The sequence below is a fragment of the Asanoa iriomotensis genome (assembly GCF_016862515.1).
GTDB classification, from domain to species: domain Bacteria; phylum Actinomycetota; class Actinomycetes; order Mycobacteriales; family Micromonosporaceae; genus Asanoa; species Asanoa iriomotensis.
In genome coordinates this window covers 22212-43934 of the sequence record NZ_BONC01000066.1, presented here as the reverse complement: position 1 = coordinate 43934, position 21723 = coordinate 22212, and the positions used below count along the sequence as shown (strand labels likewise).

The following is a 21723-nucleotide window of genomic DNA, read 5'->3' as shown; positions in this document are numbered from 1 at the left end:
GGCTTTCGCGCGCGCCGCGTGATTAGCCGGACACTCTGTGCGTCAGTTTTCGAACGGCGCGTGCGGGGATTACCGGGTGGCCGAGATTCATCATTTCGCACACGGCGCCTTCAACCCGGTGGCTGCCTACCTGCTCTCGTTCATCGGCTCGCTGCTCGGTCTGGTCTGCACCGCGCGGGCGCGGTCGACCCGGCAGCGGGGCCGTCGGGCACGCTGGCTCGTGCTCGCCTCGATCGCGATCGGCGGCGCCGGCATCTGGCTCATGCACTTCATGGCGATGCTGGGCTTCGCCGTCCCGGCCAGCCCGCTGCGGCTGGATCCCTACCTGACCATGTCGAGCCTCGTGATCGCCGTGGTCACCGTCGGCGCCGGGCTGTTCATCGTCGGCTTCGGCCGGCGCCGCCTCCTACGCGTGATCGGCGGCGGCGTGCTCACCGGCCTCGGCGTCGTCGGCATGCACTACACGGGCATGCTCGCGGTCCGGGTCTACGGCGACATCAGCTACGACACCCGCCTGGTCGGCGCGTCCATCGGCGTGGCCGTGGTGGCCGCGACGGTCGCGCTCTGGTTCACCGTCACGGTCGGCAGTTGGGGCCGGATCGTCGTCGCCGCGGCGGTCATGGCGCTGGCGGTGTGCGGCATGCACTACACCGGCATGGCGGCGATCCAGGTGCGGCTGCACGAGTCGGGCGTGCACCACGTCCAGGGCGTCAACCCGATGCAGATGCTCGTGCCCATCGTCCTGGTCACCTCGGCGGCCCTGATCGGCATGGCGTTCAGCGGTCTCAAGGCGATGACCGAGGAGGAGTTCGCCGCACCGCCGCCGTCCCCCGCGGGCGGCCGGCACGCCGAGACTCCGTTCACCGTGGCCCTACGTCCCGGTGGCGAGACTCTGTAGATCCTGTCCGTTGTCAATATCGACCGGCTAAATGCCCGCCTGGAGCGTTTCCAGACGGGCATGCCGTATTTGTCGAGGTCACAACGGTGCATTTCTCTCTGTAGGTTTCTCGATTGTTACAGCGTCGTGCCTTCCACGATCTGGACGGACCTCCGTGCAAGCGCTTGCATGTGAACACGCCCACAATCGACACCGGCACCGGGCAGCCCGCCCGCGATCGTCCGGCAAGGAAGGAGGACGGCATGGCGGTCTCTTCCAGACCTCGCCAAGCCCTCGTGCTCGCCACCACCCTGGCGCTGGCCCTCAGCGCGGCTGCCTGCAGCAGCGACGACGGTGGCGACAGCGGCAGCGCCAGCTCGCCTGAGTGCGCCGCGTACGACGCCTACACCGGAAACGACGGCACCACCGTCTCCATTTACGCATCCATCCGTGACGCCGAGGCCGACCTCCTCGAGGAGTCCTGGAAGCAGTTCGAGGAATGCTCCGGCATCACCATCAAATACGAGGGCAGCGGCGAGTTCGAGGCCCAGCTGCCGGTGCGCGTCGACGGCGGCAACGCCCCTGACATCGCGTTCATCCCGCAGCCCGGTCTGCTGAAGCGCTTCGCCGACGCAGGCAAGCTCAAGGAGGCCTCGGCCGAGACCAAGACCATGGCGGAGGCCAACTACGCCAAGGAATGGCTCGACTACGCCACGGTCGGCGGCAAGTTCTACGGCGCGCCGATGGGCTCCAACGTCAAGTCGTTCGTCTGGTACTCGCCGAAGCTCTTCGCCGAGAAGGGCTGGAAGGTCCCCCAGACCTGGGACGAGATGATGCAGCTCAGCGACACCATCGCTGGCGCCGGCATCAAGCCCTGGTGTGCGGGCATCGAGTCCGGTGACGCGACCGGCTGGCCGGCCACCGACTGGATCGAAGACGTCATGCTGCGCGACCAGGGCGCCGAGGTCTACGACCAGTGGGTCGACCACTCGATCCCGTTCAACGACCCCAAGGTCGTGTCCGCGGTCGACCGCGTCGGCAAGATCCTGAAGGACTCGAAGTACGTCAACGGCGGCTTCGGCGACGTCAAGAGCATCACCACCACGTCGTTCCAGGAGGCGGGCACGCCGATCCTGGAGAACAAGTGCGCGATGTACCGGATGGCGTCCTTCTACGCCAACCAGTGGCCTGAGGGCACCAAGGTCGCCGAGGACGGCGACACGTTCGCCTTCTACCTGCCCCCGGTCGACCCGGCCAAGGGCAAGCCGGTCCTCGGCGGTGGCGAGTTCACCGTGGCGTTCGCCGACCGTCCCGAGGTCCAGAAGGTCCAGACCTACCTGGCTTCGGGCGAGGCCGCCAACAACCGGGCCAAGCTCGGCAACTGGGTCTCGGCCAACAAGAAGCTCGAGGTCTCCAACGTCGAGAACCCGATCGACAAGCTGGCCGTGGAGATCCTCCAGGACCAGAGCGCCGTCTTCCGGTTCGACGGTTCCGACCTGATGCCCGCCGCCGTCGGCGCCGGGACGTTCTGGAAGGGCATGGTCGAGTGGATCAACGGCAAGAGCACCTCTGAGGTGCTCGACCAGATCGAAGGCTCCTGGCCCAAGTAAGCAAGGTGAGATGGCCGGCCTTCGGGCCGGCCATCTCGTCTCTCCAACCCACTGACGCATAACGCTCGCATCCTGGAGGGCGGATGGAGTTCGAAGACTTCGCGCCAAAGCTGTCGATGTTGCTGTACGGCGTGATCGGGTTCGTGGTGGTGGTCGGTGGACTGCTGCTCCTGCTCGACGTCGTGCCCAACTATTTCGCGCGGCGCCGCGAGGCCGCCCTTGTCGCCGCCTCGCTCAGCACGTCTGACGGGCCCGCACCGACCCTCGGTCGGCGCGTCCGCAAGCACCGCGAGGGCCTGCTGGGCCTCGCCTTCCTGCTCCCGGCCCTCCTGCTGCTGCTCATCGGCCTGGTCATCCCGGCGATCCGCACGATCCTCCTGTCGCTGCGCAACGGCGACAGCACGGCGTTCGTGGGCCTGGACAACTACCTCTGGATCTTCCGCGAGAACGACATCGTCCGCGTCCTGCTCAACACGGCGGGCTGGGTCATCCTGGTCCCGCTGCTGGCCACCTCGGTCGGCCTGCTCTACGCGGTGATGGTCGACCGGGCCCGGTTCGAGGCGGTCGCCAAGTCCCTGATCTTCCTGCCGATGGCGATCTCGTTCGTCGGCGCCGGCATCATCTGGCGCTTCGTCTACGCGTACCGCGGCGAAGGTGACCAGATCGGCCTGCTCAACTGGCTCTGGACCCTGGTCGGCGGCGAGCCGCGGCAGTGGCTCAACGAGGGCCCGCTCAACACGTTCCTGCTGATCGTCGTCATGGTCTGGATCCAGGCCGGTTTCGCGATGGTCATCCTGTCCGCCGCCATCAAGGCGATCCCCTCGGACATCGTCGAGGCCGCCCGCCTCGACGGCGTGACGCCCTGGCAGATGTTCTGGCGGGTCACGCTGCCGAGCATCCGGCCCGCGCTGATCGTCGTGATCGTCACCATCTCGATCGGCACGATGAAGATCTTCGACATCGTCCGGACGATGACCAACGGCAACTTCGACACCAACGTCGTCGCGCTCGAGATGTACAACCAGGCGTTCCGTTACCAGCAGGCCGGGCAGGGCTCCGCGCTCGCCGTCTTCCTGTTCATCCTGGTCATCCCGATCGTCATCTTCCAGATCCGCAACCTCCGTCGCCAGCGGGAGGGCTGAGAATGACTACCACTACCCCCGTGCTCGCCGGCGAGGCGACCGCGGAGCCCACGCCCCGCACCGCGGCCGGCCGGGTGCGCAAGCGCCTCAACAGCCGCACGGCGACGATCGTCTCGATCATCATCGCGCTGATCTGGACCGTGCCGACCTTCGGCCTGCTGCTCTCGTCGTTCCGGCCGGAAGACGACATCAAGCAGACCGGCTGGTGGACGTTCTTCAGCAACCCGCAGCTGACCTTCCAGAACTACAACGACGTCCTCTTCGGACGGTCGTCGTCGTCTGGGCAGCTCGCCAACTACTTCGTGAACTCGCTGGTCATCACGATCCCGTCGGTGCTGTTCCCGATCGCGTTCGCCGCCCTGGCCGCGTACGCGCTGTCCTGGATCAACTTCCGCGGCCGGGACTGGCTCTACATCGCGGTGTTCGCGCTGCAGATCGTCCCGCTGCAGATGGCGCTGGTCCCCCTGCTGAGCTTCTTCTCCCGCGGCGTCTCGCTGGGCGGCATCACCCTGCTGCCGCCCTGGGACCTCGACAACGAGGGCAAGTTCATCCAGGTCTGGTTCGCGCACACCTGCTTCGCGCTGCCGTTCGCGGTGTTCCTGCTGCACAACTTCATCTCGCAGCTCCCGGGCGAGCTGATGGAGGCGGCCCGGGTCGACGGCGCCGGGCACTCGAAGATCTTCCGCAGCGTCGTGCTGCCGCTGATCACACCGGCGCTCGCGTCGCTGGCGATCTTCCAGTTCCTCTGGGTCTGGAACGACCTGCTGGTCGCGCTGATCTTCGCGGGCGGTGGGCGAGAAACCGCGCCGCTGACGGTGCGGCTGGCGGAGCTGGCCGGCACCAGAGGCGGCGAGTGGCAACGGTTGACCGCCGGCGCGTTCGTGTCGATCGTCATCCCGCTGATCGTCTTCCTGTCCCTGCAGCGGTACTTCGTGCGAGGGCTGCTGACAGGCAGCGTCAAGGGCTGATCCTTGCGGCGACCGTCCTTCCACACGCGAGGTGACGGACCATGACGAGGATCGACGACGTGGCCCGGCTGGCGGGCGTCTCCACCGCCACCGTGTCCCGGGCGCTGCGGGGCCTGCCAACGGTCTCGCAGACGACCCGGGAGCGGGTGCTGGAGGCGGCCGCCCAGCTGGGTTACATCGCGTCGCCCAGCGCCTCCCGGCTCGCCGGTGGCAAGACCCGGGCGGTGGCGGTGGTCGTACCCCGGATCACGCCCTGGTTCTTCAGCACCGTCGTCGAAGCCGCCGAGGAGCGGCTGCACCGGGCCGGCTACGACCTGTTGCTGTTCAACCTCGGCGGCAGCGAGCACGCCCGGCAGCGGCTGCTCTACACCAGCACGCTGCACAAGCGGGTGGACGCGTTGATGCTGGTGGCGACGCCGCTGGCCGGGCGCGACTTCGCGGCGGTGAACAAGCTGGCGCTGCCGGGGGTGACGGTCAGCGCCGGCACGGCGGTGCCCGGCTGGCCGAGCGTGCGGATCGACGACGTCGAGACCGCCCGCGCCGCCACCGACCACCTGCTCGCCCTCGGACACACGCGGATCGCGCACATCTCCGGTGACCCGACCGACGAGCTGGCCATCTCCACCCACCTGGATCGCCGGCGTGGCTACCAGCAGCGGCTGCGCGCGCACGGCATCGAGCCGGACCCGGCGCTCGACGTCGAGGCCACCTTCACCATCGCCGGTGGCAGCCGGGCGACCGCGGAACTGCTCCGCCGGGGCGAGCCGCCGACGGCGATCTTCGCGGCGTCCGACGAGATGGCGATGGGCGCGATCGCCACGCTGCGCTCCGCCGGCCTGCGGGTGCCCGACGACGTGAGCGTGATCGGCGTCGACGACCACGACGTCTCGGGTGTGGTCGGGCTCACCACGGTCGCCCAGCCGGCGGCCGCACAGGGCCGGATCGCGGCCGAAACCCTGCTCGGCCCGCTGGGCGGCAACGTGAACGGCTATGGTGACCGCTCCGTGGTGCTGCCTACCAGGCTGGTCGTCCGTGACTCGACCGCAGCGCCGCGGGCACACTAGAACTTTTGCGCACGAGGTTTGGGAGTACGCCGTGAAGTGGTGGCGCGACGCCGTCATCTACCAGATCTACCCGCGGTCGTTCGCCGACTCCGACGGGGACGGCATCGGCGACCTGCCGGGCATCGTCGGCCGGCTCGGGCACCTCTCCGAGCTCGGTGTCGACGCCGTCTGGCTGTCGCCGTTCTATCCGTCGCCGCAGGCGGACGCGGGCTACGACGTGGCGGACTACCGTGACGTCGACCCGATCTTCGGCCGGCTGTCCGACGCCGACAAGCTGATCTCGTCGGCGCACGAGCGGGGTCTCCGGGTGATCGTCGACCTGGTCCCTAATCACACCTCTTCCCAGCACCGGTGGTTCCAGGCGGCGCTGGCGGCCGCGCCCGGCAGCCGGGAGCGTGACCGCTACGTGTTCCGCGACGGCAAGGCCGGCGGGCCGCCCAACAGTTGGCATAGCGTGTTCGGCGGGGACGCCTGGACGCAGCTTCCGGACGGGCAGTGGTATCTGCATCTGTTCGATGCCGGGCAGCCCGACCTCAACTGGGACAACCCCGAGGTGCGGGCCGAGTTCGAGGACATCCTGCGCTTCTGGCTCGACCGGGGTGTCGACGGGTTCCGGGTCGACGTCGCGCATGGGCTGGTCAAGCAGGCCGACCTGGCCGACTGGCACCTGCCGATGCTTCCGTTGACCTCGGAGGGCACCGAAGGTGGCCCGCGGCCGCCGATGTGGGACCAGGACGGCGTCCACGAGATCTACCGCCGCTGGCGGAAGATCCTGGACGGCTACCCCGGCGAGCGGATCCTGGTCGCAGAGGCTTGGGTGCAGCCGGCCGAGCGGCTCGCCGCGTACGTCCGGCCCGACGAGATGCACCAGGCCTTCAACTTCGAGTACCTGGAAGCGTCGTGGACGGCCGCCGCCCAGCGGTCGGTGATCTCGCGTTCCCTGGCGGCGAGTGCCGCGGTCGGCGCGCCGACCACCTGGGTGCTGTCCAACCACGACGTGATCCGGCACGCGTCGCGACTCGCGCTGCCGGTCGGGTCGCCCCGGCCGAACGGCATCGGTGCCCGCGATCCCCAGCCCGATGCCGTCCTGGGGCTGCGGCGGGCCCGGGCGGCGACCCTGCTGATGCTTTCACTGCCCGGGTCGGCGTATGTCTACCAGGGTGAGGAGCTCGGGCTGCCGGAGCACACCACGTTGCCCGACGAGAGCCGGCAGGATCCGACGTGGTTTCGGACCGGTGGGGCGTCCGTGGGGCGGGATGGGTGTCGGGTGCCGATTCCGTGGGAGGCGGATTCGCCTTCGTACGGGTTCGGGCCGTCGGATGCTAGTTGGTTGCCTCAGCCGGCGGTGTTCGGGGAGCTTGCGCTTGATCGGCAGCTAGGGGTGCCGGGGTCTACGTACTCGCTGTATGTGTCTGCGCTTCGGCTTCGGCGGGAGCATGGGCTGGGTCGGGGTTCCGTGACCTGGGTGCCTGCTCCGGACGACGTGGTGGCCTTCCGTAATGGTGATGTCTTGGTGCTGACGAACTTTGGCTCTGGGTCGACCGCGTTGCCTGCCGGTGCTGAGGTTCTGCTTTCCAGTGAGCCGGTTTCTGGGCTTGAGGTTCCTGGTGATGTGACTGTTTGGGCTCGGTTGGGTTAGCCGGTTTTAGGAAGAGCGGAGACAGGCTACTTGTGCCTTTGTTTGTCGGCGTGGGTGTGGTCGTCGATGGGGGTGTGCGCTGTTACTTCCGCTCTTTGTTCCAGGAGTTTGTGTAGGGCCTTGATGTCTTTGGGGGAGCTTCGGCTGGCGAGCCAGTACATGATTCCTGTTGGGATGAAGAACAGCTGGAACGCGGCTAGGCCCACTGAGTAGTTCGTTGGTGAGGCGTAGGTCGTTCCTAGGAGCACGAAGGCTACGGGGATCAGGCCGTTGCCTACCGCTCGTCCTACGCCGTTCGTCAGGTTGCCCAGGCTGTAGACCGTGCCTCGGTACTCCGGGGGGTTGATGTCGGCGATCAGGGCGAACCAGTTCGGGGAGTTCGCTGATGTCAGTGCTAGGGCTACGAAGGCGATCAGCAGCGTCAGGCCTACCGATGGTTGGGTGAAGACGCTGCCTACCGCTGAGGCCACTACCTCGCCTGTGCCTGCTTCCGGTGGGACGTCGATCTTGAACGGTAGGAAGAACAGGACCAGGTAGAGGGGTACGGCGGCCAGGATGCCGAACGAGGCGACCAGGGCTCGGCCTCTCGGGGTTCGTCTTTGCAGCTTGTCGCCCAGTAGGCCGCCCAGGATGGAGAGGGCGCCGCCCAGTTGGAACATCGTCGCGAAGACGCTTCCTACGACGATCGCTGTTTCGTTGGGGTAGCCCTGGGCGATCGCGCGTTCCCGGAACAGGACCGGTAGCCAGACCAGGCTGCCGAAGGCGATCTGGGCCGGTAGGCCCTGCAGGATCAGCCAGACGTTCGTGCGGCGGTGGACGATCGCGGGGAGGCTCTTGCGGCTGATTCGGTAGTCGTACTCGTGGCCCTCGGCGATCGCTCTTGCGAGTTCCGGGTCGCTTTGGCCGCGGCGGATGTCGTACGTGAAGAAGTAGGCGACCGTGGCCACCAGGCCCACCGCGCTCAGCAGCAGGAACGGGCGCCGCCAGTCGGCCGCGCCCAGGACGCCGCCGAGCAGTGTGCCCATGAACGTGCCTACGCCTTGCGACAGGCCCCACAGGCTCATCACCAGGCCCCGGCGTCTCGGTTTGATCAGGTCGCTGACCACCGAGAAGCCGACCGAACTCACCGCGCCCAGGCCGATCGCGGCGGCGACCTGGGAGACGAAGAAGAGGAGGTAGGTGCCGGCTAGGGCGCTGCCGCTCATGCCGGCCGCCCAGAGCAGCGTGCCGATCATGAGTAGCGGCTTGCGGTTGCCTCTGTCGCCGTAATACGCCCAGGCGACCGAGGCGGCGGCGCTTACCAGGAACGACGTCGCGGTCACGGTGCCGACCAAGCCCAGCGGCACGTGGAACGAGTCCGCGATCGAGCCGTACAGCGGTGGCACGAGGCCGATCGCGACGTTGTCGAGCGACGCCAGGATGATGAACACCACGACGCTGTAGATCCGGTGCGCCCGGCCGCCGGTGGTGGTCATGCCGGGAGGCTACCTCGGTATATCAGTCAATGGATCTAGGAGCGTTGCGTCGGGATGGGTGTGGCGTATGTGAGCGGCGCGCCGGATATCCGGTGCGGGCTCTGGTCGAGTTGGAGCACGCCGCCGCGGAGCGCCTCGATCACCGGGCGCAGGGCCGTCTGGTGGGCGTCGCGGATCGTCACGCAGGTCTCCATGCGCAGCGGGGTGGAGCCCGAATAGATCGGCACCCACTTGAAGTCTTCGGCGCCGCCACCACCGAAAACCATGCCCGCTTTGTACGGCAACGCGACGTCGGAGGGGACCACGAGGATCCGGCGCCGCTCCTGGCCACCGCGCCGGCGCTCGGCCCGCAGGCGGATCACGCTCGTGGCGGTCTCGTAGGTCTCCATCGCGACGCGGCGCGCCGGGTCCGGGTCGGGGATGCCGGCCGCCGTGATCGCGTCCTCGAGCACCCGTCGGGCCCGCACGTCGCGCGGCTGCAGGAACGCCTCGTAGTCGCTGACCAACTCGTGCAGCGCCAGCCGGTCGCCGGGGAAGTCGCGGTCGATCATCGCTTCCAGGCGAGCCTCGTAGAGCCGGGTCGAGCGCAGGCCGGGCCGGCGCACCGGCGGGCCGATGATCAGGTGGAACTCGTTGCGGAGCAGGCGGTCGACCGGGTCGCCGAAGAACTGGTGCTCGGCCCGGTTGTGCTGCGACAGGTATTCGACCCGGACCTTGTCGCCGCCCTCGGTCGCGCGCAGCCGGTCTTCGGCGAGCGCGACGAACTGGGCGTGGTGCGGCCCGCAGGCGAGCGTCCAGACGGTCGGCTGGGCCGACCCGGAACCGATCCGCTCGTGCAGCGCGACCACCTGCCGGGCGATCTGCAGGACCCGCTCGCCGGCTGCGGTCAGCAGGTATCGACGGTCGACATTGCGGCGGACCAGCGCCTCGCCGACGTAGCTCTCGATCTTGGCGATCCGGTGCTGCACGGATTGGCGGCTGTAACCGCCGTGGAACCCGGCCATCCGGCGGGCGGCGTCCTCGTAGGACCGTTCCTCGGCGAGCGCGATGAACGCCCGGAAGTCCCACTCGTCCAGCGGTTTCGGACGCTGTTTTGACACGCGTCAAACGTAACGTCGCCCGGCGGATACCAGAAGTGTCACATTGGTGATACCGACTGCGCATATGGCGTTCGAGCGGCCGGTCACGCAGGGATACCACGTTACGTTCCGTCGACCACTACCGAGCGCGAAGCTCGCGCAAACGCGCGTTGCAGGTGCCCGAAGACCAGCCGGTCGACCTGCGGGTGCCGCGTTCCGGAAAGGAGTAGAAAGACAGTGCGGCTGCTCCGGTGGTGTCGGAGCGGCCGACACCTGTCCCACCGGCCGAGGAGCCGACATGACCAGCAAATGCACTCGCCTTCTCCGACGCTGGCGCCGCTCTTCCGGAGCCTCGCACAACGACGGCCCGGCCGACGCACGTCACGTGCGCCGGCCACGGGTCCGGCGGCCGGCCGCGGGCGCCTCGCCGGCCGCTCATCTCGACACCGCGATGTCCGAGGTGCACGCCGCGCGGGTCGCCATGCGGAACGCGCTGCTCGAGTTGGACCAGGCGTTGAGCGCGGGCGAACGCGTCGCGCCGCAGTTCCGCCGCCTCATCGACGCGGAGCTCAGCGGCACCCGGGAGGAAGCGGCGATGCTCACCGCCCTGCTGATCACCGTCGACCGCGACGGGCGGGCGCTGGCCGGCAGCAGACCCTAGGACCGCCAGCCGGACATCTCGTCCTCCAGCCGCTGCGCCGGCTCGTCCTCACCGAGCTGGCGCAGGTCGCCGACGACCTTGGCGGCGGCGCTGAGCGTGTCCGGGTGCGCGTCGCCGAGAATCCGCCTGCGGCGCACCAGCGTGTCCTCCTCGAAGCGGCGGGCCTGCGCGTGGTCGCCGAGAGCCCGCAGGTCCGAAGCGAGGTTCGAGGCGGAGCTGAGCGTGTAGGGGTGGTCGTCGCCGAGCACCCGACGGCGGCGGGTCAGCGTGTCCTCGTCGAGCTGGCGGGCGAGCTCGTACTCACCCATCCCGTAGAGGGCGACGGCGAGGTTGTTGGCCGAGACGAGGGACTGCGGATGGTCGACACCGAGGATCTGCCGCCGCCGGGCCAGAGTGTCCTCGTGCAGGTCCCGGGCCTGCTGGAACTCGCCCAGGCTGGCGAGGTTGGTGGCGAGGTCGTTGGCCGTGCGGAGGGTCTCCGGGTGGTCGTCGCCGACGATCCCGCCGATGCGGGACAAGGTTTCCTCGTTGAGCCGGCGCGCCTGCTCGTAACGGCCCTCCTGCCGGTAGTCCGCGGCGAGGTTGTTGGTGCTGATCAGGGTGTTGAGGTGGTCCTCGCCGAAGATCCGCTTGTAGCGGGCCGCGGTGTCCTCGTCGAGCCGGCGAGCCTGCCCGTGGTCGCCCAGCTCGCCGTGTGCGTACGCCAGCGCGGTGGCGGCGCTCAGGGTCGAGCTGTTGTCGGCCCCGTACCGCCTGGTCCAGGTCGCGTGCAGGTGTTCGGCCAACGGGAACGCGGTGCGTGCGTCGCCGCGGGCCAGCAGGTGCCAGATCGCGCTGAAGGCGAGCCAGTGCAGTGACGAGTTGTCGCTGTTGGCGGGGTCGCAGGCGAGGATGTGGGGCAGCAGCTGCGTCCACCGCGGCCAGTGCGTCGGGTCCGTGCCGTCGTCCAGCCGGCCCGCGACCAGCAGGCTCTCGACGGTCGTCCGCTGTGCTTCGGCGTTCGGATCGGTGTCACGCAGGACGGCCTGCGTGAGCCGGTGCAGCTGCAGGCCGCCGCTCGCGTTGCGGGCCAGGCCGTAGCGCGTCAACCGGGCCGCGGCCCGGTCCAGGGCGACGCCACCGCCGCCGGCCGCCGCCAGTTCGTCGGGCAGCAGCCCCGCCGGCGGGTCACGGAACAGATCCAGCGGAATCGGCTCCGGAGCGAGGTAGGCACACAGGATCAGCAGCTGCCCCGCGGCCGGGTCCGCCGCGGCGAGCCTCCGCGCGGCGACCGTGACCGCGGCGGCCAACGGCACCGGGTAGCCGGCCGGCGGCGGGTCGTTGGCCAGCAGGTCGGCGGCATGCTCGGCCAGGCCCGACAGGTAGCTCTCCACCGACATCCCGGTCTCGGCGAGGAGGTCCGCGGCCTGTGCGACCGCGAGCGGCAGGTCACCGACGGCCTCGGCCAGGCGGTCCACGTCCTCGTCGGACGACCTCGGCAGGTTGGCGCGCAGCAGGGCGATCGACTCGGACCGGGCGAACACGTCGACGCCGATCGGCCGCGCGACGCCGGTCCACAGAGAGTTGCGCGAGGTCACCAGCACGTGCGCCGGCCCGCCGGGCAGCCAGCGGCGCACGTCCTCCCGCGACTCGGCGTTGTCGAAGATCAGCAACGCCCGGTCGTGTGAGCGCAGCAGGGCCAGGGCGGCCGTGACCGCGGCGGTGACGTCGCCTTCCGCCGGCGCCACGCGGGCCGCCACCGCGAGCGCGGCGAACTGCTCGGCGATCAGGTCAGGCTGCTCGCTGGCGATCCACCACACGAGCTCGTACTCGTTGGCGAAGCGGTACGCGTACTCGATGGCCAGTTGTGTCTTGCCGACGCCGCCCATGCCTTCCAGCGCCTGCGCGACCACGGGGCTGCCCGTCAGCAGACCCTCGCGCAGGTCGACGATCATCCGGTCGCGGCCGGTGAACGCGGTGTTGCGCGGCGGCACGTTCCAGACCGGCGGCAGCGAGCCGGGCAGCCGGGGGCCGGACGCCTGCTGCGGGCGCGGGCGGCCGCTGCCCGGGAACTCCGGGCGGCCGTCCGGGCGCTGCCTGCCGCGCACCGCGGCCAGCATCCGCCGGCGCGCCTCGTCCTCCGGCACGCCGAAGAGATCCACGCTCAGCAACGGCCGGTAGAGCAGCGGCGGCGTCACGTTCTCGATCCGCACCGGGAGGATCCGCTTGCGGGCCGGGCCGCGGTCGGACAGGTACGCCGTCAGCTCCGGGGACGTGTGCCGCTCCGGCTCGAAGTACGCCGCGGAGAACAGGGCGATCATCCGCTCCGCGTGCTCGAGCGCATCGCGCATCTTCTCGACGAAGTTCTCGCCCACCTCCCAGTCCCAGAGGTCGAGCTCGACGTCGTAGCCCGCTTCCTGAAGCTCCCAGGCCACCCACTCCGCCCACGACCGGTCGCGGCCCGCATGGCTGACGAACAGATCAGTCACCGCTCCACTGTGCACGGAAACGGCGGTCGGGGCACTACGCGGATCGGGTCAAAGGCAGACCCAACTCCTCCGCGCGGGTCCAGACGGGTGCCATCGCGCGGTCCGGGTCGCGGTGGAAGAGGCTCGCGCGGAGGCGGACGAAGACGCAGTTGCCGACCCGTTCGAGGATCGCCTGGCGGCGGAGCTCGGCGGCGAAGGCCACCGCGCCGCGGTAGCGGTCGTCGCAGGCGATGGCCAGGCGGCGGCCGTCGGGGCCGTTGACAACAAAGTCGATCTGGTACGCGCCCAGCCGGAACCGCGGCACCGGGTGCAGGCCGGCGGCGGTCAGCCGGCGCCAGACCTCGCGGGTGAACTCGCTGTCGAGCACCCGGGCGTCGGCCGGCTCGGCAGCGGGCACCGGGCGGGTGGCGTACGAGAGCAGCAGCGCGCGGGCGTCGTCCCGGTTGAGCTCGCCCGCCGTCACCGAGTGGAAGAGGAAGAGCTGGTCGCGGGCCCGGGACGCGGCGACGTTGACCCGGCGGTGATAGTCCCGCTTGGTGAAGGCACCGATCGGCCCGTCCGCGGTCGCCACCACAGTGGACAGCAGCACCACGTCCCGCTCGTCGCCCTGGAACGTGTAGGCGTCGCCGACCCGCAGGCTGCGCCGTTCGAGCTCGTCGGTGCCCAGCTCGGCGCGCAACCGGTGCTGGAGGTAGTCGGCCTGGCCGCTGGTGGAGAGCAGGCTCACCACGCCGATGGATCGGCCGCGGTAGGCGGGGTCGGCGACGAGCTCCGCGACGCGGGACACGAGTGCCTCCGCCTCCGCGACGTTGACCTCGCCGTACTCGGGCACGGCGACGCGGCGCCCGTCGGGGACGTGGATCGCGGTGACCGCGGCGCCCAGCCCGGCCGGGCGGTCGGCGCGCAGCGGCTGGATCTTGCCGTCGTAGTAGGTGTCGCTGGAGAAGCCGATGATCGCCGGCACGCTGCGGAAGTGCTCGGTGAGCAGGATCCGCTGCGGCGAGCGGCGCACCGCATGGTCGTAGAGGCTGCTCTCGGTGTCGAAATGCACCGCGGACGGCACGCCGGCCGGTGCCAGGTGCGTGCCGATCAGCGCGTTGACCCGGTCGGCCGGCAGGCCGACGAGCTGCGGGCCGATCTGCTGGTCGTCGCCGACCACGACGGCGCGGTGGGCCAGCCCGAGCACCGGCAGCGCGAAGATGTCGGCCTGCGACGCCTCGTCGACCACCACGACGTCGAAGATCGGGCCCGCGCCGGGGAACTGCTCCAGCGCGCGGTCGACCGACATGATCCACACTGGAACGGCGGTAGCGGCCTCGGCCATCGCCCGCTGTGCGGCGGCCTGCCAGTGCGCGGCGGTCTTGCCGGTGCCCTTGCCGATCTTGCGGAGCGCGGCGGCCCAGTCGGCCAGCGCGGCCTTGCGGCGGTCGTCGAGGGTGCGCGCGACCTCCAGCCACGCCGAACCGACCACCAGCTCGCCGGTCAGCCGCCGTTCCTGGTCGCGGGCCCGCTCCAGGCGCCGGCCCAGCTCGTCGTCGCCGACCCCGTGCGTGCCGGCCACCTCGTCGAACCAGGTCTGCGCCTGCCGCCAGCCCCAGGCCCGCACCGCCGCCGCGCCGTCGACCGGCGGCTCGCCACGGTCGTACGCGCCCGCCCACTGTGGCGCCACCGCCGCCAGCCGGGCGTGCAGCGCGGCGTACCGGGTGGCATCCGGCTTGACCGTCCACAGTCTCCTGATTTCCGCCAGCGCGCCGTTCCAGGCGACGGCGTCCTCGGCGGACCAGGCCGCCGCGAGAGCGCGGATCACCGGCGGCGCACCGGGCGCGGCGGTGGCCCGCGCGAGCCAGCCGGTCATCGCCCGCTGGTCGGCCTCGATCCGGTCGACGGTGAAGACGGCGGTCGCCGCCTCGGCCAGCTCGGCCAGGTCGGCCAGGGCCGGGGCGTCGACGGCGCGGGGGCAGGACGGCACGAGGACGGCGAGGTTCGCGCGGAGCGCGGGCCAGCGGCGGCTCTCCCAGTCGAGCGCGTCCAGCGCCTCGGCGAGCAGGCGTCCGGCCCAGATCTCCGGCTCGCGGCCGGGCTCTGCCGGCACCGGCACGCCGAGGCGGCCGCCCCACTCCGCCCAGCGCGCGGCGAGCTGCTCGCGCAACTGCTGCCGTTGCACGCTGGCCACCAGCAGGTCGACGTCGTCGGCCGTGCGCGGCTGTTCGCCGTCGACCCGGCAGTCGCCGACCACGCGAGCCAGGTCGGCGTGGGTCAGGCGGCGGACCGGCTTGCCGGCGGCGAACCGCTCGCGGATCTGCCCGAGGTGGTCGAGCAGCCGGCGTGGCTGGGCCGCGTGTGCCTCGCCGATCTCCACCCGGTGGCCCGACAGCGCCGCCGTGCGCCGGCCCAGCTCGGTGAGCATGCGCTGGCTCGCCGCCACGTGCTCGTCCCAGACCGCCTGCCAGCTCGGTTCGCGGATCAGCACGCCGAGGCGGTCCGTCCAGCTCCCGGCCCGCCTCGCCAGCGTCTCGGCGGCGGCGCGCAGCGCCGCGGCCAGGTCGTCGACGCCGGACGGGCCGAGTCGCCGCGCGCCCTCGATCGACGCGCCGCGATCGTGGGCCTGGTCGACCACCTTGGCGGCGTCGCCGAGGGCCGCCCGTTGCGCCGCCACCGCCTCGCCGGTCGGGAGCTGGCCGTCGGCCGGCAGATCGGCCAGCGCGTGCACGCGGTCGGCCGGTGAGATCGCCCGCGCGAGGTCGCCGAGCAGGCCGAACTCGCCCGCCGTGAGCGGTGGGGGCGTGCCGGGCGGCACGGGGTCGGGCACGAGGCCGTCGGCTTCCGTGCGGCGCAGCCAGTCGCCGACCTCGGCGGGCGAGGAGGGCACACCGGCGATCGGGTACGTGGCCGTCTCCCGCTCGGCCGCCGCCAGCAGCTCGCCACGGGCGCCGGCGTGCCGGCCCTGCGCGGCGTCGATCTCGCCGGTGATCCGGGCGATGTCGTCGGCGGCGGCGTCGCGGTCGAGCGTGGCGGCCCGGTCGGACAGTTCGCGGGCCGCGATCTGCAGCTGGACGAGCTGGTCGGCGGAGCGGCCCAGCACGGCCAGGCAGAGGGGCTGGATCTCGGCGGGCAGCCCGTCGCGGAGCACCCGCAGCGGGTCCTCCTTCTGCGCCAGCACCAGCACCCGCTTGCCGTGCGCGACCAGGTGGCAGATCAGGTTGCGGATCGTGTGGGTCTTGCCGGTGCCGGGCGGGCCCTGCACCGCGACCGTGCGGTGGGCGGCCAGCCGGGCCGCGATCGACTCCTGCGCCTCGTTGGTCGCCATCGGCATGAGCAGCCGCCCGCCGGTGCGGGTCCAGGCGTCCGGGTCGTCGTCGGGCATCACCAGCGCGCTCGGCTCGTGGGCGAGGATGCCGGCCAGCGCGCCGACAGCCCCGTCGCCGGGTGCGGCCAGGCGGTCGCGCTCGGCCTCCAGGAACCGGCGGACCATCCGCTGGCGCGGGCGGAGGAACAGCACGCCGGTGTCGTACACGTGCGGCTCGTCGAATGGCTCTGGACCGCTGACCCGCCCGGAGAACCGCAGGCGGGGCTCGAAGCCGAGGCGGCGCAGTGCGCGGCCGGCGAAGTCCTGGCGTTCGCTCGCGTCCCACGGGTCGACCTCGACCTGGCCGCCCGGGCCCGCGAGGTCGAGCAGGTCGCCGACCCGCCGGTTGTCGAGACCGCCGAGGGCGTCCACCTGGAGCCGGGCCGGTCCCTGTGGGTGCACGGTGACCGTGGTCGTCTCCGGGTCGTAGTCGATCGCGACCGGGGTGGCCAGCAGCGGGTAGCGGACCGGCTCGCCGCCGACCGGCGCGTCGAGGATCGCGTGCCCCCAGACGAGCTCGACCCGCGCGGAGTCGACGTCGACCCGGTAGCGCAGGTCGTAGAGGCGGTCGTGCAGGGCCCGCGCGGCGGCGGCCCGGCGATGGGCCGTGGCCCACGGCCGCCACTGCTCGTCCATCCACGCGGTGAACGCGGACGTGCGCGCCTCGTCGGAATCCGGCAACGTCGGCGGGTGGTCCGGCGTCAGGTCCCAGACCAGGTGGCGCAGCAGCGGCGCCGGGATCGACGGTGGTGGCGGCGGGCCGGGACGGCCGACCCGCAGCCAGCCCCCGCCGGGTTGCCTTGGGCCGAGCTCGACCGCCGGGTGCTCGGGCAGGTCGGCGTGCCAGAACGCGTCGGCGGCCGGCACCGTGCGGACGGGCTTGTCGAGCAGGGTCCGGACCGCGAGCAGGTATTCCGCGAGCGCGCCGGCGCGCTCGCGGATCTCATGTGGCGCGTCCGTGCCCTCCCGCTGCTCCATCGCTGTCCGACGGTATCGCGGTGGGGCCAGTGGTGCGAAAGTTCACGCCGGCCGGTCGTGCACGAGCTCACGGACCGCGGCGTACTGGTCGCGGATCGTGGGCACCGGGCGGGCGTCGTAGCTCTCGCTGCGGCCGGTCGCCCAGGCGGGCGGCGCGGGCTGGTCGGAGACGACCCAGGCGGCCTGGCGGGCGGCACCGTCGGCGACGTACTCGCCCGGCTCCGGCACCACCACGCCGCAGCCGAAGACCTGCGGCGCGATCTGCCGGACGGCCTCGCTGCGTGCCCCGCCGCCGATCAGGATCACCCGGTTGACGGACGCGCCCTCGGCGATCAGCGCGTCGAGGCCGTCGGCGAGCGCGCAGAGCATGCCCTCGACCGCGGCCCGGGCGAAGTGCGCCGGCGTCGAGTTCTTGAGCGTCAGGCCGTGCACGGCACCGGTCGACAGCGGCCGGTTGGGGGTCCGCTCCCCCTCCAGGTAAGGCACCATGACCAGGCCGTCGGCGCCCGCCGGCGCGTCGCCGGCCAGCTCGGCGAGCCGGCTGTGGGTCACGCCGAGCATGGCGGCCGCGGCGTCGAGGACACGGGCCGCGTTGAGCGTGCAGACCAGCGGCAGGAAGCGGCCGGTGGCGTCGGCGAAGCCGGCCACGATGCCGCTCGGGTCGGCCGCGGGCAGGTCGGCCACGCTGAACACGGTGCCCGACGTGCCGATCGAGACGACCACGTCGCCGGGCTGGGCGCCGACACCGAGCGCGGCGGCCGCGTTGTCACCGGTGCCCGGGCCGAGCACGGCGCCACCGGGCATCGTGCCCGCCCGGCCGGTCGGCGCGAGCACGGTCGGCACGTGCGGCTCCCGACCGAAGGCGAGCGAGAGCAGGTCGTTGCGGTAGACGCCGGTGGCCGGCGACCAGTAGCCGGTGCCGCTCGCGTCGCCGCGGTCGGTGCGCAGGTCGGCCAGCGCCCCGGTGCCGCCGAGCTTCCAGGTCAGCCAGTCGTGTGGCAGGCAGACGGCGGCGGTGCGGTCGGCGTTGGCCGGCTCGTGCTCGGCCAGCCAGCGCAGCTTGGTGATGGTGAAGCTGGCCACCGGCACCAGGCCGACCGCGTCGGCCCACGCCTTCGGCCCGCCCAGCTCGGCGGTCAGGTCGGAGGCCGCCTGCGCCGAGCGGGTGTCGTTCCAGAGCAGGGCCGGGCGCACCACCTCGCCCGACTCGTCGAGACAGACCATCCCGTGCTGCTGGCCGCCGACGGCGACCGCGGCCACGTCGTCGAGGCCGCCCGCCTGGCGGCTGGCCTCGGTCAGGGCGCGCCACCACGCGTCCGGGTGCACCTCGGTGCCCTCCGGATGCGTGGCGCGCCCTTCGCGGACCAGCGCGCCGGTGTCGGCGTCGCGGACCACCACCTTGCACGACTGTGTGGACGAGTCGATGCCGGCGACCAGCGGCATGGGTATCTCTCCTTAGCGGGCGCCGAGCACGTGCTCGACGGCGAGCTGGTTGAGCCGGACGAAGCCGAAGCCCTTGGCGCCGGCGGCGTCGGCGTCGTAATCCTCGTACGCGGAGCGGTTGCCGAGGAAGTCCGCGTGGCTCTCACCGCTGTTCAGGGTGGGCTCGCGCAGCTCGCCGACCTTGCTGGCGGCCAGCGCCTCCTGCACCTCGGGGTCGGCCCGGAACGCCTGCGCCCGCTCCTTGAGCAGCAGGTACATCCGCATGTTGGCGGCCGCCGAGGCCCACACGCCGTCGAAGTCCTCGGTGCGCGAGGGCTTGTAGTCGAAGTGCCGCGGGCCCTCGTAGGCCGGACCGCCGCCGGGCGCGCCGTGCTCGATCAGGTCGACCAGGGCGAACGCGTTGACCAGGTCACCGTGGCCGAAGACCAGGTCCTGGTCGTACTTGATGCCGCGCTGCCCGTTGAGGTCGAGGTGGAAGAGCTTGCCGTGCCAGAGCGCCTGCGCGATGCCGTGCGCGTAGTTGAGGCCGGCCATCTGCTCGTGCCCGACCTCGGGGTTGAGGCCGACCAGCTCGTGGTGCTGGAGGCTGGAGATGAACGCCAGCGCGTGGCCGACCGTCGGCAGCAGGATGTCGCCGCGGGGCTCGTTGGGCTTGGGCTCCAGCGCGAAGCGCAGGCCGAAGCCGCGGTCGATCGAGTACTGCGCGAGGAAGTCGACGGCCTCGCGGTAGCGGTCGAGGGCCGCCTGCACGTCCTTGGCCAGGTCGTATTCGGAACCCTCGCGGCCGCCCCACATGACGTAGGTCTGCGCGCCCAGCTCGGCGGCCAGCTCCATGTTGCGCATGACCTTGCGCAGCGCGAACCGGCGCACGTCGCGGTCGTTGCTGGTGAAGCCGCCGTCCTTGAAGACCGGGTGGGTGAACAGGTTGGTGGTCACCATCGGCACGACGATGCCGGTCTCGTCGAGCGCCTTGCGGAAGCGGGAGATGTGCTCGCCGCGGCTGCTGTCGTCGGCGCCGAACGGGATCACGTCGTCGTCGTGGAAGGTCACACCGTAGGCGCCTAGCTCGGAGAGCCGGTGCACGGACTCCACCGGGTCGAGCGGCGGCCGGGTGGCGTCGCCGAACGGGTCGCGGGCCTGCCAGCCCACGGTCCAGAGACCGAACGAGAACTTATCGGCGCGGGTGGGATCGGCTGCCATCTGGGCCTCCTCCAGGAGTGTTCGTTTCTAACGCGTTAATTTGTTTAGCGGTTGAATTATTTGACCCAGCCGTGGCAGTGTCAAGGGCGTGAACGGCGGATCCCCGGTGCGGCAGGCCAGCGTGCGCGCGCACAACCTGGCCCTGGTGCTGCGCCAGGTGGCGGCCGCCGACCGCCCGCCGTCCCGGGCCGACGTGGCCGCCAGCACCGGCCTGACCCGGGCCACCGTCTCCGCGCTGGTCGACGACCTGGTCGGCGGTGGCCTGCTCGCCGAGGTGGGTCCCGCGCCGCGGTCGGGCGCCGGGCGACCGGCGACGGGCCTGGTCCTGCACGGGTACGGCCCGGCCGGGCTCGGCCTGGAGATCAACGTCGACTACCTCGCCGGCTGCGTCGTCGACCTCACCGGGACGGTCCGGCACCGCGCGGTGCTGCACGGCGACCAGCGCCCGCTGGCACCCGACGCCGTGCTGGCGGCCGTGGCCGACCTCGGTGCCCGGCTGCGGGCGGAGGCCAGGGCGGCCGGGCGCACGGTGGCCGGCGCCGCGCTGGCCGTGCCCGGGCTGGTCTCCGGCACCGGCCTGGTGCACCGCGCACCGAACCTCGCCTGGCACGAGGTCGACGCGGCCGGCGTGCTGGCCACAGGACCCCTCGGCGACCTGCCGCTGACCATCGACAACGAGGCCAACCTGGCCGCGCTGGCGGAGCTGCACGCCGGCGGCCCGGACAGCTTCGTCTACGTCTCGGGCGAGATCGGCATCGGCGCCGGCATCGTGCTGCACCGCGACCTGTTCAGGGGTGCCCGCGGCTGGAGCGGCGAGCTGGGCCACGTCTGCGTCCGGCCCGACGGGCCGCTGTGCCGCTGTGGCGCGCTCGGCTGCCTGGAGCAGTACGCCGGCCAGGAGGCGCTGCTGCGGGACCTGCCGCCCGGCGAGGCGGGCCTGGCCCGGCTGCGCGACGACGCCGCGCTGGCCGAGGGTCGGCTGCCGGCCGCGGGCCGCTCGCTCGGCGTGGCTCTGGCCGGGGTGGTCAACATGCTCGACGTCGGCACCGTGGTGCTCGGCGGCATCTTCGGGCCGCTCACGCCCTGGCTGGCGCCGGCGGTCGAGGCGGAGCTGGCCCGGCGGGTGCTCACCGCCGCCTGGGCCCCGATGACGGTGCGAGCCTCGGCGCTGGGCCCAGCCGCGGCCGCGGTCGGCGCCGCCGGCGCAGTGGTCCGCGACATCCTCGCCGAACCGGCTGAGTGGGTCCTCCGCTAGGCGGTGAGGATCTCCGACTCCGGCTTGGTCATCGCCTCGCTGAACTCGGCGAGGCCGCGCAGCAGGGCCTGTCGGGCCGCCGGGGTCATCCGCAGGAGCACCTCGCGCAGCCGGCGGCGGCGCTCGGCGCGCAGCTCGTCCAGCAACCGGCGACCGGTGCCCGTGAGGTGCAGGGAGATCTCGCGGCGGTCGGTGCGGCCGGGGAAGCGCTCGAGCATGCCGGCCGCGACAAGGCGGTCGCAGAGCCGGCTGGCCGACGAGAGGATCATGCCCAGGCTGCCGGCGAGACCACGCAGGTTGATCCCGTCGAACTCCTCGACCACCAGCATCGCGCGCAACTGTGACCCCGAGACGCGGTCGGCCGCGCCTTCGCGGGCCGCATCCCACACGGACAGTAACGCTTCGGCCGCGCTGTCTACAGCTGCGGCCTGTGCGGCTGCGTCGGTGGAGGCATGGTGATCGGCCATGGTGGGAAAACAGTACCCCGGCGGCAGAGGTCGCCACCTCGCCGAGGGGAC

The 21723-nt window shown here is 71.6% G+C and carries 15 protein-coding genes; 8 read left to right on the top strand and 7 right to left on the bottom strand.

Features of this window, described 5'->3' with window-relative positions:
- Positions 1-76 precede the first annotated feature (76 nt).
- From Air01nite_RS32750 to Air01nite_RS32725, 6 genes are all read left to right on the top strand, one after another.
- Positions 77-898, top strand: coding sequence for an MHYT domain-containing protein (locus Air01nite_RS32750; protein WP_203707226.1), 822 nt, complete (start codon positions 77-79; stop codon positions 896-898).
- Between the two features lie 242 nt (positions 899-1140).
- Positions 1141-2487 carry an ABC transporter substrate-binding protein gene (locus Air01nite_RS32745; RefSeq protein ID WP_203707225.1) on the top strand — a complete coding sequence of 449 codons (1347 nt, stop codon included), beginning with the start codon at positions 1141-1143 and terminating at the stop codon, positions 2485-2487.
- 83 nt (positions 2488-2570) lie between these two features.
- On the top strand, positions 2571-3629 hold the full coding sequence (locus Air01nite_RS32740; RefSeq protein WP_203707224.1) for a carbohydrate ABC transporter permease: 1059 nt from the start codon (positions 2571-2573) through the stop codon (positions 3627-3629).
- 2 nt (positions 3630-3631) lie between these two features.
- Complete coding sequence (locus Air01nite_RS32735; protein WP_203707223.1) at positions 3632-4597, top strand: carbohydrate ABC transporter permease; 966 nt, start codon at positions 3632-3634, stop codon at positions 4595-4597.
- Between the two features lie 41 nt (positions 4598-4638).
- Positions 4639-5661: a LacI family DNA-binding transcriptional regulator gene (locus Air01nite_RS32730; protein WP_203707222.1), complete on the top strand. Its 1023-nt coding sequence runs from the start codon at positions 4639-4641 to the stop codon at positions 5659-5661.
- Positions 5662-5692: 31 nt separating this feature from the next.
- Positions 5693-7300 carry a glycoside hydrolase family 13 protein gene (locus Air01nite_RS32725; protein WP_239091125.1) on the top strand — a complete coding sequence of 536 codons (1608 nt, stop codon included), beginning with the start codon at positions 5693-5695 and terminating at the stop codon, positions 7298-7300.
- 26 nt (positions 7301-7326) lie between these two features.
- Here Air01nite_RS32725 and Air01nite_RS32720 read toward each other — a convergent pair whose 3' ends face one another.
- Entirely contained in the window at positions 7327-8775 is a 1449-nt protein-coding gene (locus Air01nite_RS32720) for an MFS transporter (RefSeq protein ID WP_203707220.1), read from the bottom strand.
- A 35-nt stretch (positions 8776-8810) separates the two neighbouring features.
- Positions 8811-9875 carry a LysR family transcriptional regulator gene (locus Air01nite_RS32715; protein ID WP_203707219.1) on the bottom strand — a complete coding sequence of 355 codons (1065 nt, stop codon included), beginning with the start codon at positions 9873-9875 and terminating at the stop codon, positions 8811-8813.
- Between the two features lie 364 nt (positions 9876-10239).
- Between Air01nite_RS32715 and Air01nite_RS32710 the strand changes: the two genes are divergently transcribed.
- Positions 10240-10515 (top strand): hypothetical protein, encoded by a 276-nt coding sequence (locus Air01nite_RS32710; RefSeq protein WP_203707218.1) that lies wholly within the window; start codon positions 10240-10242, stop codon positions 10513-10515.
- On the opposite strand, the gene fxsT is transcribed toward Air01nite_RS32710, so the two are convergent.
- From fxsT to xylA, 4 genes are read right to left on the bottom strand one after another with little or no spacing between them, the layout of a single operon-like run.
- The gene (gene fxsT / locus Air01nite_RS32705; RefSeq protein ID WP_203707217.1) at positions 10512-12983 is read right to left on the bottom strand and encodes an FxSxx-COOH system tetratricopeptide repeat protein; all 2472 of its coding nucleotides are present in this window, start codon (positions 12981-12983) and stop codon (positions 10512-10514) included. The two genes, Air01nite_RS32710 and fxsT, sit on opposite strands and share 4 nt — an antisense overlap.
- A 34-nt stretch (positions 12984-13017) precedes the next feature.
- Complete coding sequence (locus Air01nite_RS32700; RefSeq protein WP_203707216.1) at positions 13018-17307, bottom strand: AAA domain-containing protein; 4290 nt, start codon at positions 17305-17307, stop codon at positions 13018-13020.
- Positions 17308-17349: 42 nt separating this feature from the next.
- A complete protein-coding gene (gene xylB, locus Air01nite_RS32695) occupies positions 17350-18750 on the bottom strand; it encodes a xylulokinase (RefSeq protein WP_203707215.1) in 1401 nt (466 codons plus the stop codon).
- Between the two features lie 12 nt (positions 18751-18762).
- Entirely contained in the window at positions 18763-19950 is a 1188-nt protein-coding gene (gene xylA, locus Air01nite_RS32690; RefSeq protein WP_203707214.1) for a xylose isomerase, read from the bottom strand.
- 88 nt (positions 19951-20038) lie between these two features.
- On the opposite strand from xylA, the gene Air01nite_RS32685 reads away from it, so the two are divergent.
- Entirely contained in the window at positions 20039-21205 is a 1167-nt protein-coding gene (locus Air01nite_RS32685; RefSeq protein ID WP_239091124.1) for an ROK family transcriptional regulator, read from the top strand.
- Here the strand turns inward: Air01nite_RS32685 and Air01nite_RS32680 are convergent.
- On the bottom strand, positions 21202-21594 hold the full coding sequence (locus Air01nite_RS32680) for a MarR family winged helix-turn-helix transcriptional regulator (protein ID WP_239091123.1): 393 nt from the start codon (positions 21592-21594) through the stop codon (positions 21202-21204). The genes Air01nite_RS32685 and Air01nite_RS32680 overlap by 4 nt on opposite strands.
- Positions 21595-21723: the final 129 nt, after the last annotated feature.

What these genes read in the sequence shown, in the direction of transcription:
- Air01nite_RS32745 (WP_203707225.1), top strand. Translation starts at nt 1,141, where the DNA reads ATGGCGGTCTCTTCCAGACCTCGCCAAGCCCTCGTGCTCGCCACCACC.
- Air01nite_RS32740 (WP_203707224.1), top strand. Translation starts at nt 2,571, where the DNA reads ATGGAGTTCGAAGACTTCGCGCCAAAGCTGTCGATGTTGCTGTACGGC.
- Air01nite_RS32735 (WP_203707223.1), top strand. Translation starts at nt 3,632, where the DNA reads ATGACTACCACTACCCCCGTGCTCGCCGGCGAGGCGACCGCGGAGCCC.
- Air01nite_RS32730 (WP_203707222.1), top strand. Translation starts at nt 4,639, where the DNA reads ATGACGAGGATCGACGACGTGGCCCGGCTGGCGGGCGTCTCCACCGCC.
- Air01nite_RS32720 (WP_203707220.1), bottom strand. Translation starts at nt 8,775, where the DNA reads ATGACCACCACCGGCGGCCGGGCGCACCGGATCTACAGCGTCGTGGTG.
- Air01nite_RS32700 (WP_203707216.1), bottom strand. Translation starts at nt 17,307, where the DNA reads ATGGAGCAGCGGGAGGGCACGGACGCGCCACATGAGATCCGCGAGCGC.
- xylB (WP_203707215.1), bottom strand. Translation starts at nt 18,750, where the DNA reads ATGCCGCTGGTCGCCGGCATCGACTCGTCCACACAGTCGTGCAAGGTG.
- xylA (WP_203707214.1), bottom strand. Translation starts at nt 19,950, where the DNA reads ATGGCAGCCGATCCCACCCGCGCCGATAAGTTCTCGTTCGGTCTCTGG.